Consider the following 11,256-nt stretch of genomic DNA (forward strand, 5'->3'; position numbering starts at 1 on the left):
CAAAAAAGTTTACTTGATGAGAATTTAAGCGATTTTTACTTTGCCTCATCTTTGCTAAACCTTTTATAAGCAAGGAATGTGAGGAACTTGTGAGGAAGAGCCAGAATTTATCTCAAAATAAATTAGTATTTCTCACTACATTCTTAAAATTGAAGGCAAGCTATTTATGGTATTCCTGCTTGGTGAAAAATTAGTGCAGGTGTAATTTGCAGTCCTTCTAATAAAGAATCTTCTAGACTATCTTCACCAGTTTTTGTTTGTGGGTGGGTATCAGGATAAAACACAGTAATTGTTTTAGCTTTGGCATCCACAACCCAAACTCTCAAAACACCTGCTTCTAGATAGTCGGTCGCTTTAGCACTCATTTCACCAAAAGTTTGATCAGGCGAGATAATTTCAATTGCTAAATCTGGGGGAATGGGACAGGGTTCATCTTCAATGACATCACTGTTTAGACGAGAGTAAGAAACATAAAGTAAGTCTGGTACAGGAACCCAGTCTCGACCTTTGCGTTTTAATGTTACTGCCCATTCAATACCAACTTCACCACGATTTTTTGCCCACGGCGCTAAAAGTTGAGTCAAAGCCAAGGTTAAACGTGAGTGAAATCTTTTTGGTGCCATTTTAGCTTTTGCCTCTCCATTCACTAATTCGTAGGTAATATCGCCTTCTGGTAGGGCGAAGAATTCTTGTAGTGTTAGTTGAGATTTGATTTGAGTCATAAATATCGCATCTCCTTGGCGTTAAGTTTATTATGTCTTTTCTGGTCTATCTGCGATCGCCTAACGGTAGACCTTGCCTCAATACACAATGTATAAAAATTAACAATTTAATTTTTACTGAACAAATCAAGATACTTTTGATGCCGAGATAATTGAGATAAAAAAGCAAAATCAAGAGTTTACACTGAGAAATATAAAAAAATAGAGAAGTTTTAGCACAATAGCAGCTAAATCAGCAAAAGAGAAAATAAAGTATTATGGGATACATTTAGAAGACAGCGATCGCGTCATTCTAACAAAACAGTGTGAGGAAAAAAGAACATGTCTCATTTATTGTGGAAAACACTGGTATTATCTCCAGTCTGTTTAGGCGTAGCTATTTTATGTTCATCCAAAGTAGTAGCGGCTGAAATTGAAACCAACTCACCCACACCTCAGCAGCAGTTGATTTCTCAAGCCACAACTGAAGCCAGTCCAGTTTTAGAACAAGTCAACCAATACAGCCAAGAAGGTAAAAACCAAACTTCCCTATCTCAAGTCACATCAGTTTCGCAATTTTCTGACGTACAGCCCACAGATTGGGCATTCCAAGCATTGCAATCTTTAGTTGAACGCTACGGATGTATTGCGGGTTATCCTAACGGTACTTATCGCGGTAATCGTGCTTTGACACGTTATGAATTTGCCGCAGGTTTAAACGCTTGTTTAGATAGAGTTAATGAACTGATTGCCACAGCAACCGCCGACTTAGTAACAAAAGAAGACTTAGCCACACTCCAGCGTTTGCAAGAAGAATTTTCCGCAGAACTGGCAACCTTACGCGGTAGAGTAGACGCACTAGAAGCACGTACCGCCGAGTTAGAAGCCAATCAATTTTCCACCACTACAAAACTCGTTGGTGAAGCTGTTTTTGCTGTCACTGATAGCTTTGGCGACAACGACAACAACAACACTGTGTTTCAAGACAGGGTGCGTCTCGACTTCCAAACCAGTTTCACAGGTAAAGATATCCTGCATACTCGGATTGCCACTGGTAACGCCAGTGTCTTACCTTTAGCAAACGACACTTTTGAGGGAACGCAAACATTTAACATTTTCCTTGGTAGTGGCAATAGTGCGTTTATCGATTGGTTAGCATATTACTTCCCTGTCGGTAACTCGCAAGTTTATGTTGCGGCTACTGGCGGTATTCATAGCGATTACGTTCCTACCGTCAACCCCTACTTTGAAGATTTTGATGGTGGTAATGGTGCGTTATCTACCTTTGCTGGAGAAAGCCCAATTTATCGTATCGGCGGCGGTGCTGGTGCGGCGCTAAACTTGGCCTTTGGTGGTGGTGGTACTTTTAAACCTTCATTAACCTTGGGCTACTTGGCTTCGGAAGCGAATAGCCCCAGTTCCGGTTCCGGTTTATTTGGTGGTAACTATGCAGCCTTAGCACAATTAAACTTGAATGTTGGCGATCGCCTCACCTTAGCTGCCACCTATGTTAACGGCTATCATGGTGCAAATAGCGCCTTATTCGATTTTGGCTCAGTCAGCACTGGTGTGGTAGGTACTCGACAAGCTAACTTTGTCGATAGTGGTAATCCCTACGTCAGTAACTCCTATGGTTTTGAAGCAGCTTTCAGACCCAGCGATAAAATTTCCATTAGTGGTTTTGCCCTCTATAGCCAAATTACAGGCTTTGGCGCTAACGATGATGGCGAAGTTTGGAGTTATGGACTAGGCGTAGCTTTGCCTGATTTCGGTAAAAAAGGCAACGTTTTAGGCATTTTTGGCGGCGCTCAACCCTATGTTGGTAGTAACACTAACAGCAATCCTTTCCACATCGAAGGCTTTTATAAATACCGCGTCAGCGACAACATTTCCATTACCCCTGGTGTAATTTGGTTAACCAATCCTGGTCAAACTGCTAATGCTGACGATGCAATCATTGGTACTTTGAGAACCACCTTTACCTTCTAGAAAGTTTCATCAGTTAAAGGTGTCTTTTGTTTAGAAATCAAGATACCCGACTTCTTAAAGAAGTCGGGTATCTGAGCAAATGCGATTTTCACAAATTAAATAGAATGGCTGGATTAATATTAAAAATCATTTGCAGGAAATATGGCTAATTCTGTTTCTGGGTCGAAAAAGTGAATTTTTTCGGGATTTATTGATAACCATAATTGTTCGCCAACTTTTAGCTGTCGGTCTGTGGGAACTCTGACTTGCAAGTAAGGCGCATTAGCGTTTATTGGAGATTCTGGTTCAGTTAGTCTGACACTCAAAAAAGCATCATTACCCAAGTTTTCTACCAAGTCTACTTTGACTGGCAAATTTTTAGTAGCAGGTAAACTCAGACTTAAGTGTTCGGGACGAATGCCTAAAATTAATGTTTGTTTGTCATATTTTTGTAGGGCTTTTCCCCAACTTTCTAGAAGAGTAAGGCGAAATAAGGGATGGGTAATTAATAATGGCGCAGAAAATTCTACGGGGATGAAATTCATTGGTGGTGAACCAATAAATTCGGCGACAAAACGGTTAGCAGGACGATTATATAGTTCTAATGGAGAAGCAAGTTGTTGAATTTGACCTTGATTCATGATGGCGATGCGATCGCCCATTGTCATTGCTTCTGTTTGGTCGTGGGTAACATAAATTGTGGTTGTGCCTAATTGTCGCTGCAATTTCACAATTTGAGCGCGAGTTTCTGCCCTTAATTTGGCATCTAAATTAGATAATGGTTCATCCATTAAAAATACTTGGGGATTACGCGCGATCGCTCTTCCTAATGCTACCCGTTGTCTTTGTCCCCCTGACAGTTGTTTGGGTAAGCGATTTAGCAGCGTTTCAATTTGTAATAATTGCGCTACAGAATGCACCTGTGTCTCAATTAATCTTTCTTTCGCCGAAACATAACGCAATCCTTTCGGTAATTTTCTTGTTCCTTCAACCAAAAGATTTTCCGCCCAGTTAGGAAGTTGGGAACGTTCATTTACTCCACTCTCCAATTCCCTGCGGCGTAACCCAAAAGCAATGTTGTCATACACCGTCATGTGGGGATAGAGGGCGTAATTTTGAAACACCATTGCAATGTCTCGTTCTTTGGGTGGTAAATCATTCACTAAGCGATCGCCTACTAAAATATTGCCACCAGTCAGGGTTTCTAAGCCTGCAATTAACCGCAACAGGGTGCTTTTACCACAGCCAGAAGGCCCCACCAGCACCATAAATTCACCATCGGCTATTGTCAGGTTAATTCGCCGCAAAACATTAATATTCTCCGCACGTTCTGGGTTTGCACTGCTTTCACCTTTACGCGGAGGGAAACTTTTATAAACGTTTTCTAAAATTACTTGCGCCACGGGTATTAGTTATTGTCTTTATAAGTCATTGGTCATTAACTGAAAACCAATGACCAATGACAAAGGACATTTTAACGCCCATCAGCAGATTAAGTACCTAAATTTTCAAGTCAGAATGACATCTGTTTTAAGCTAATCGTCATTTAAATTGCACCATGTTCATGGCAATGAAAGCTGCAAACCCTCTCCCTTACTCCCTGCTCCCTGCTCCTCTGCGGCCTCAATGTGCTTTCTAATATGCTTAACAGCTTACCCGCCACTCACAGGCGGAATCAGTACAACTTCATCACCATTTTGGAGTAATGTCTCTGGTTCAACAAAAATCAAATTGATACCAAAGCGGGTGATATCGCGCCATTTAGCGAGTTCTGGGCGTTCTACAATCAGGCGATCGCACACGGCTTTCACAGGTGTACCTTCAGGAAATTCCAGCACCAATTCTGGCAGATCAAAGGCTTCTTGATAAGCAGCAAATAATTTTACCGTGACAGTGATTGCAGATGTAGACATACAAAAGCTTGGTATTCTAGAACTTTGCTCAATCTAGAGTTTCCCAGACCGAAACATGACATAGCTTTTTCAGCAACTGTCATTTGTAACCACTAATACAACTCGGATATTGTTGATGTGGTTAGCAAAAATACTATCATCCATTCGTCCAGAAAAAATGATGAGAAAAGTAAATAGCACAGATAAAAAAATTTATGTTTTGAGTAGAGGTGAATCGTATTACACCTCTACACTGTAGATTTTTGTTTGAATTTAGGAGTTTAATTACTAAATACAGTTAGCGCCGCTAGGAGTAGCATCAGGATAGAAAGTCCGAATACCACCTGATCTTCTGACAAACACAGCTTTAAAGGTTCTACCTTCATCAGTAACACTGAGCAGACAAGTTTGGTTAGTGCTGGTAGTGTTGGGGTTGTTTTTATAACCCAAAGATGCTTTAGACAAAATTTCCTCGGCATTTAAAGTATAAGGATAACCTTTGATGCTAGATTGAGAAGTCCCACTACCTACTCTCACGATCGCACCTATAGTGTAGATTGTGTTGGTAACTACTTCTTCGTTAGATGTATTATTGTTCAGTCGTCCAGCTAAACCTTGATTTTGCAACTGCACATAACGACCAACAAAATGCAATCCACCAATAGCACCGCCTTGTACTGGTTCGCCGCAGAATACATGATCAAAACCTGCGACATTAAACCACACATCGGTTAAATCGTTCAAGAAATCAACAGTTGAAGTCCGACCTGGTTTGAGGTATCCTCCCACATAAGTCTGAATATTGGCCAATACAGTGGGGTTGTTATTCATCAATGTTTGGAAACCAGTGCGACTCACAACTGTACCTGGAGCGCCGCAAAGATTCACTACTGCTGTGTCAAAGTTATTGAGAGATGGGGCAGGAGGGGTGACATCAGCCGGACTACCATAAGCCAAACCAGACACAGGATTGTTGGTGTTATCAAAGAAAGGTACAGAACCTGGGGGTAAAGAAGAAGTAGTACCGTAATCAGTAATTACGATGTCATCAATATTGGTTCTGTTTGCAGTTCCATCAGTTTTGCGAATGTCGCAGCGAACTGTACCAGATATGTTGGCGGTAATAGTCGCTGTTTGCAAGGTTGTAGAAGTAGTATTAACAATTGCACCTACTGGTGAGTAAGAAGCGCCACTGTTAGTTGAACACCAAACGCCCCAGCTAGAATTACCATCATTACCAAATTTAGCGTGTTTGACAGTGATTGTACCTGCACCGGTAGTCCGGTCAAATCTCATGGAGAGAATACCACTATTGCGGACGCGGGCAGATTGAGTACCATTTTTGACATCAGTGCTAAGATTCCCCAGTAGAGCATCATTAAAATTCCATGTCCCTGTTCTCAGTACAACATTTGCTGCTGCATAACTGCCTTTTGTACCAATTTCAAAATCTTCCGTAATTGTGGCACTATTGGCACTACTTACGCAAACAGTCAACAGGATAAATGTTCCAACTGATATCTGTAAGGGAAAAGCTAACTTAGACATACTTAATTGATTTAATTGGTGGGTGATAACTAACCTGAAAAGACGATAATTTCAGTTACTTTCCAGATAACAAAATCATCATGTAAAATACACGATATAAACTTTCAAAAACACATTACAATTAGTAACGCAGCCATTAATTATCACGGTTGTTCATTAAATCTTGATTAAACCTAAATTAAAGTTTAAGTTAACAACTTATTCTCTAATTCAGTAATTAATCTTCATCTTTTACCCAGAGTATTCCCATCTGTGTTTCAGTTACAAAAATTACTCCTGTGTCAAAGGTTGCTGGTGTCAGAGAATCCCAAGCAATCATGGCAGAATAGTTATTAACAAATTCTGCGTTAGTAAAAAAATTACAGTGAAGTTGAAATAAATTAAATACTTGATGAGAGATTTTTTCTGCCTCTTCTATCTGCATAATTTTTGAGGAATAGGCTAAATCTTTAGTCAAGACAAATACTATAATTTTTTTGGCTGCTGTTTGCGTGATTTTTTGCCAGCGATCGCCAATACCAACATAGCCTATTTGTCTAACAAATAAATCAAGAATTTCTGTTAAATTTTCAGCCTCGTCAAGCAGAAGATTAGAGGTTATTTGTTTAATTTCAAACAAAACATTTCCTCGATTACGCTTTGACAGTATTTCTGCTCTTAAGTCTCTAACTTCTGAAGAATCTACACTGTCTAATATTTTGAAATTCATTTTATTTAAATTAATGTATCAGTATGATATTTGAATGTAAGAGCAAACAACCATTCACCTATACTGAGGCTTGTCAAAAATTAAATAACGACAAATAACAAAATTACTCCCAAGTGGAAACATCACGCAGCACATCGGGGATTTCTCCCATCTCTAAGGGAAATTCCAGCAAAGTTTCTCTGTAACCTAAATACCCAGACTCCGCAAACGATAACAACATTCGTCTCAGGGCGAACCAAACTTCGGATTCATATTCCCAATCACTATAACGTGAAGCCCGACCCGCAATTGAACGTAAAGCCCAAAAATAAGAATTTCTCACCACCGAACCGCCTTTTTTAAACTCTGGCAAATCTGGGTGATGGAGAAATAATACTTGATTTTCAATTCTGGCTTTCACGTTAAATAGTTAAATAGAACAGGGCAGTAATAGTACATTTATAGTACTTCTTTCTGGAATATCAATTCAAATGTAGGAGGGTTGATGATCAGTTTTGACCACTTGCCTTTTGCACTCAAACTTGGCGCTACCTTGGGCTGTGGGCTAGTGGCGGGAGTCTTTTTTGCTTTTTCGACTTTTGTGATGAATGCACTGGCTAGACTCCAGCCCAAAGCCGGGATTGTTGCTATGCAGTCAATTAATATCACAGCGATCACTCCGTTGTTTATGGTGGCACTTTTTGGCACAGCTTTAGCTTGTTTGGTTTTAGCGATCGCTTCATTTTCCAAGTTACATCAACCTGGTGCAGTCTACTTGCTGTTTGGCAGCCTACTTTACCTAATTGGCACTGTTGGGGTAACGATCGCCTTTAATGTACCTCTCAATGATGCCTTGGCGATCGTTGATCCCGATAGCACCGAGGGCGCAAATTTATGGACTAAATATCTCAGCGACTGGACATTCTGGAATCACATCCGCACAATAGCAGCATTTGGGGCTACTACATTGCTGACTCTTGCCCTTTGTCAACCAACAGGGCGATAAGTACCTCAAACAACGGAGAGGGGGAGATTCGAACTCCCGGAACCTTTCGGTTCATCCGATTTCAAGTCGGACGCAATCGACCACTCTGCCACCTCTCCAGTAAAACTGTCTAGCTATTGCTTACCTGATGGTCTTTGGTGAGCCAAAAAGCTGACAGATAATACTATATCTTACATCTACGCAGCTTGCACTACTCACCGCAAATGTCTACCCCGAATTTCTCACGCATAGGTAGGGAGGGTGGGGAGTGTGGGGAGTGTGGGGAGTGTGGGGGGAAAGATTTCTTCACTATCCTCCCACCCCTCCCACACCCCTGCATTTCTCACACGAGAGAAATGCAGGCTACAATTCACTGAGTGAAGCAGCATATAAAATTTCCTCTGAGATTACCTGAAAATCTTTCCCTACCCTAACTAAAGCTGCTTTTGTAACTACTCCTGCTTCTAAGTGGACAATTGAGAAATTACGCTGCTTGTGTCCTTCATTTTCGATAATTCTGGGGACGCTGGCGGCATTTAAGTAAATTGTGCCTTCTGGACTTTTAAACACTGATTTGCGTAGTTCTTTTTTGGTATGGCGCAGATTGTGGTGCATGTGTCCAAAGGTAACAAGGGGAATGGTTTTACCAATGGTGAGAGTTTGAGAAATAGCTGCTGCAAAGTCGGGATCGCCAAAGTCGCCACCGATGGGATGCCAATCTTTACCACAAGGGTCTTCGGGGCGATCGCCTAATCCACTCGGCCCGTTGTGACCCAGAAAAATAATTGCATCACCAGCCGCACTTTTCACCGCAGCGAGAATTTTAGCTGCTGATTCTTCAAGATTTGTCACACCGTAACGTTCTTTGCAGATATCGGCAAATCTCCATTCTGGGCCTCCCCAAGTAAAAGGACGACCACCAACAACGGTTAAATTCCATTGAGGAAATTCTAGCTTGCTGTAACCGACATGGGCTGTACCCAGTAAATCCAGTTGTTCTTGCACCCAGTCTTCTTTTGTGCGATCGTAGGGACATTTTTTCCGCCCCCATTCTGTAGCTGTGTACCAAGCATCGTGGTTGCCCATAACTGCTGCTTTGGGGATATCAATAGAAGCGATCGCCCTCACCACTTCCACTGATTCATTGCCAAAATCTCCCACAAATAGCACTAAATCCACACCCAAATGTTTGAGTGCAATGGCATCATCCACTTCCCATTGGTCGTGAATATCTCCAACTACAGCAATTTTGAGAGTTTGTGATGGTTTTTTCTGACTGGTCATGCCGCTTTCCTTGCTGTCTATCTCCAGCATAGAAAACTCAGGGAAATTTTGACACCATCTTCGCTACAGTGTCGAGAAGAACAATTATTAAAGAAGAAGTCAGGAGACAGAATTCAGGAATCAGAATCAATCAGTGGGGAAAAATATCCGCCAATCGAATAGAATTCCCAAGCTGAATTCTTTTGTAACTATATTGAGCATTAATTACTATTTTTTCTTTAATTAAGAGTTTAATTTAAACTTCTGGCTTGATTAACTAAACCCTAAATTTTCTTCCTTTTAAATAAGTTATTACTTGCTGACTTGAGTAGGATAACCGTACACAATGGGGGCGCAATCTCTACCTGATAAATACCTGTTTGGATGGATACAATCTATATGTGGCTTAAGTAATGCTGTTATTGAGAAAAGCTTAATACAGCATTAATAGGAGAGCATAAATATGGGAAATCAAATTAAAACAGTTGCTTTGTTAGGTGCGCTCAGTGGTTTATTAATTGCGATAAGTTACTGGGTATTTGGTGGCACTGGCGGCTTAATTATAGGTATTGGTTTAGCAGCAGTAACTAATCTATTTTCTTGGTATCAATCAGATAAGATTGCATTAGCAGTATATCGCGCCCAGCCAGTGAGTGCAGCAGAAGCACCAGGGCTGTATCGGATGGTGGAAAAATTAGCTAAACGTGCTAACATCCCCATGCCTGGAGTTTACATTGTTCCCGGTCAAACTGCCAACGCTTTTGCAACAGGACGCGACCCCGAACACGCGGCTGTGGCTGTGACTGAAGGTATTTTAAATATTCTCCCAGAAGACGAATTAGAAGGTGTAATTGCCCACGAATTAACGCACATTATCAATCGTGACACCTTAACCCAAGCAGTAGCTGCAACGATCGCCGGGGCGATTTCTTTCCTCGCCCAGATGGTGAGTTACAGTTTGTGGTTTAGCGGTGGTTCACGGGATGATGACAGAGGCAGCAATCCGTTAGGAATATTGTTAACTGTATTGTTAGCACCAGTAGCTGCAACAGTCATTCAATTAGGTATATCGCGTACAAGAGAATTTTCTGCTGATGCTGGTTCTGCAAAATTAACAGGTAATCCCCGTGCATTAGCCCGCGCTTTGCAAAGATTAGAAGCCACAGCACGACAATTACCTTTAGATGCCAATCCAGCTTTTGAACCTTTATTAATTATCAATCCTATCTCTGGCAAGTTTTTGGGTAACTTATTTTCTAGTCACCCTGACACAGAATCACGAGTTGAACAATTGTTGAAATTAGAACAACAACTGTCTACAAAGTATTAGTCATTAGTCATTTGTTGGGAAAGTTAATTCTGAGGAGATTTTAACTATGACTAGTAATAATTTTGAATCAATTGAATCTACTGTAGTTGTAGAAATCAGTTCTCAAACTAACGAAATGGTAGAAGCTGAAATGGCTGGGGAGACTGATGAAGTGAAGAACGAAACCAAAGCTTTAATTGAAGCACTCAAAAGACGCGCCCAAGCTGAAGCAGAATCAGCCGGTACTCTTACCCGCGAAACTTATTTAAATGCTGTGCGCCAAGCACGCCAAGCCATTGAAGGTGAGAAACTCATTGAACGCGATCGCCTAGAAAATGCTTGGACTGTGATCCAAGAAGAAGCTGAGAAAAACTGGGACTTACTTTGGAAGGAATTTGCTGATTTTGGCGATCGCCTCCAAAATGCAGCCAAAGCCGCCTGGGAAGCTTTCAACGCCCCTCGTAATCAATAATTAAGCAAATTTTTTCATAAACCTCTTATGGGGTAGGCTAGAAAGCCTGCCCATTTTTTTAACCCAAACCCAAAAATTTAGAAATCAACGGCAACAGTTTACTACCTGCCTCAACCAGTGTAGCTGTAGTGGGTAAACTAGCGATCGTTCCTTTTAAAATTTTCACCGCCGTTTTCGCCGCCTTTTGCATTGCCCCTTCTTGAGGATTTTTACCTGCTTCAGCTAAAGCTTGTATTTGTTCTAAAGCTTCCGCCTTATCTTCTTCTGCTAAATCTTTTTCCGCCTCAATTGCCGCTTTTAATTGTGTTAATAATTCTGGTTCTTCCGGTAATTTTATGGAGAATTAGTAGTAAAGTGCCAAGTTAATAAGCTACGTAAGCGGAAATTACTAAAGTTGCGAAAGCCATATCCAAGTCTTTTGATTAACTTG

At 41.1% G+C, this 11,256-nt stretch carries 12 protein-coding genes and 1 tRNA gene; 4 read left to right on the plus strand and 9 right to left on the minus strand.

Annotated elements, in window-relative coordinates; translation table 11 throughout:
* Positions 1 to 164: 164 nt before the first annotated feature.
* Positions 165 to 722, minus strand: a complete 558-nt coding sequence (locus tag H6G74_RS13305; protein ID WP_190968121.1) for a Uma2 family endonuclease — start codon at positions 720 to 722, stop codon at positions 165 to 167.
* Between the two features lie 321 nt (positions 723 to 1,043).
* Between H6G74_RS13305 and H6G74_RS13310 the strand changes: the two genes are divergently transcribed.
* Complete coding sequence (locus tag H6G74_RS13310; protein WP_190968122.1) at positions 1,044 to 2,690, plus strand: iron uptake porin; 1,647 nt, start codon at positions 1,044 to 1,046, stop codon at positions 2,688 to 2,690.
* 119 nt (positions 2,691 to 2,809) lie between these two features.
* Here H6G74_RS13310 and H6G74_RS13315 read toward each other — a convergent pair whose 3' ends face one another.
* The 5 genes from H6G74_RS13315 to H6G74_RS13335 all read right to left on the minus strand — a co-directional run bounded on the left by H6G74_RS13315 (position 2,810) and on the right by H6G74_RS13335 (position 7,218).
* Positions 2,810 to 4,072 (minus strand): ABC transporter ATP-binding protein, encoded by a 1,263-nt coding sequence (locus tag H6G74_RS13315; RefSeq protein WP_190968123.1) that lies wholly within the window; start codon positions 4,070 to 4,072, stop codon positions 2,810 to 2,812.
* A 249-nt stretch (positions 4,073 to 4,321) separates the two neighbouring features.
* Complete coding sequence (locus H6G74_RS13320) at positions 4,322 to 4,582, minus strand: MoaD/ThiS family protein (RefSeq protein WP_190968124.1); 261 nt, start codon at positions 4,580 to 4,582, stop codon at positions 4,322 to 4,324.
* A 267-nt stretch (positions 4,583 to 4,849) separates the two neighbouring features.
* Positions 4,850 to 6,109: an EndoU domain-containing protein gene (locus H6G74_RS13325; RefSeq protein ID WP_190968125.1), complete on the minus strand. Its 1,260-nt coding sequence runs from the start codon at positions 6,107 to 6,109 to the stop codon at positions 4,850 to 4,852.
* A 217-nt stretch (positions 6,110 to 6,326) separates the two neighbouring features.
* Positions 6,327 to 6,818, minus strand: a complete 492-nt coding sequence (locus tag H6G74_RS13330; protein ID WP_190968126.1) for a hypothetical protein — start codon at positions 6,816 to 6,818, stop codon at positions 6,327 to 6,329.
* A 103-nt stretch (positions 6,819 to 6,921) separates the two neighbouring features.
* Positions 6,922 to 7,218 (minus strand): hypothetical protein, encoded by a 297-nt coding sequence (locus H6G74_RS13335; protein WP_062294907.1) that lies wholly within the window; start codon positions 7,216 to 7,218, stop codon positions 6,922 to 6,924.
* Positions 7,219 to 7,302: 84 nt separating this feature from the next.
* On the opposite strand from H6G74_RS13335, the gene H6G74_RS13340 reads away from it, so the two are divergent.
* A complete protein-coding gene (locus tag H6G74_RS13340) occupies positions 7,303 to 7,803 on the plus strand; it encodes an anthrone oxygenase family protein (protein WP_190968127.1) in 501 nt (166 codons plus the stop codon).
* Positions 7,804 to 7,816: 13 nt separating this feature from the next.
* Here the strand turns inward: H6G74_RS13340 and H6G74_RS13345 are convergent.
* Positions 7,817 to 7,901, minus strand: a tRNA-Ser gene (locus tag H6G74_RS13345).
* A gap of 244 nt (positions 7,902 to 8,145) precedes the next feature.
* Positions 8,146 to 9,066, minus strand: coding sequence for a TIGR04168 family protein (locus tag H6G74_RS13350; RefSeq protein WP_190968128.1), 921 nt, complete (start codon positions 9,064 to 9,066; stop codon positions 8,146 to 8,148).
* Positions 9,067 to 9,508: 442 nt separating this feature from the next.
* On the opposite strand from H6G74_RS13350, the gene H6G74_RS13355 reads away from it, so the two are divergent.
* Together H6G74_RS13355 and H6G74_RS13360 are read left to right on the plus strand one after the other, a co-directional pair.
* A complete protein-coding gene (locus H6G74_RS13355; protein ID WP_190968129.1) occupies positions 9,509 to 10,375 on the plus strand; it encodes a zinc metalloprotease HtpX in 867 nt (288 codons plus the stop codon).
* A gap of 46 nt (positions 10,376 to 10,421) precedes the next feature.
* Positions 10,422 to 10,826: a hypothetical protein gene (locus H6G74_RS13360; protein ID WP_190968130.1), complete on the plus strand. Its 405-nt coding sequence runs from the start codon at positions 10,422 to 10,424 to the stop codon at positions 10,824 to 10,826.
* A 58-nt stretch (positions 10,827 to 10,884) separates the two neighbouring features.
* Here H6G74_RS13360 and H6G74_RS31820 read toward each other — a convergent pair whose 3' ends face one another.
* The gene (locus H6G74_RS31820) at positions 10,885 to 11,016 is read right to left on the minus strand and encodes a hypothetical protein (protein WP_390849776.1); all 132 of its coding nucleotides are present in this window, start codon (positions 11,014 to 11,016) and stop codon (positions 10,885 to 10,887) included.
* Positions 11,017 to 11,256: the final 240 nt, after the last annotated feature.

Origin of the sequence: Nostoc spongiaeforme FACHB-130 (assembly GCF_014698475.1) — a bacterium.
GTDB lineage: Bacteria > Cyanobacteriota > Cyanobacteriia > Cyanobacteriales > Nostocaceae > Nostoc_B > Nostoc_B spongiaeforme.

What these genes read in the sequence shown, in the direction of transcription:
- H6G74_RS13360 (WP_190968130.1), top strand. Translation starts at nt 10,422, where the DNA reads ATGACTAGTAATAATTTTGAATCAATTGAATCTACTGTAGTTGTAGAA.
- H6G74_RS13355 (WP_190968129.1), top strand. Translation starts at nt 9,509, where the DNA reads ATGGGAAATCAAATTAAAACAGTTGCTTTGTTAGGTGCGCTCAGTGGT.
- H6G74_RS13330 (WP_190968126.1), bottom strand. Translation starts at nt 6,818, where the DNA reads ATGAATTTCAAAATATTAGACAGTGTAGATTCTTCAGAAGTTAGAGAC.
- H6G74_RS13325 (WP_190968125.1), bottom strand. Translation starts at nt 6,109, where the DNA reads ATGTCTAAGTTAGCTTTTCCCTTACAGATATCAGTTGGAACATTTATC.
- H6G74_RS13350 (WP_190968128.1), bottom strand. Translation starts at nt 9,066, where the DNA reads ATGACCAGTCAGAAAAAACCATCACAAACTCTCAAAATTGCTGTAGTT.
- H6G74_RS13305 (WP_190968121.1), bottom strand. Translation starts at nt 722, where the DNA reads ATGACTCAAATCAAATCTCAACTAACACTACAAGAATTCTTCGCCCTA.
- H6G74_RS13310 (WP_190968122.1), top strand. Translation starts at nt 1,044, where the DNA reads ATGTCTCATTTATTGTGGAAAACACTGGTATTATCTCCAGTCTGTTTA.
- H6G74_RS13340 (WP_190968127.1), top strand. Translation starts at nt 7,303, where the DNA reads ATGATCAGTTTTGACCACTTGCCTTTTGCACTCAAACTTGGCGCTACC.
- H6G74_RS13320 (WP_190968124.1), bottom strand. Translation starts at nt 4,582, where the DNA reads ATGTCTACATCTGCAATCACTGTCACGGTAAAATTATTTGCTGCTTAT.
- H6G74_RS31820 (WP_390849776.1), bottom strand. Translation starts at nt 11,016, where the DNA reads ATGCAAAAGGCGGCGAAAACGGCGGTGAAAATTTTAAAAGGAACGATC.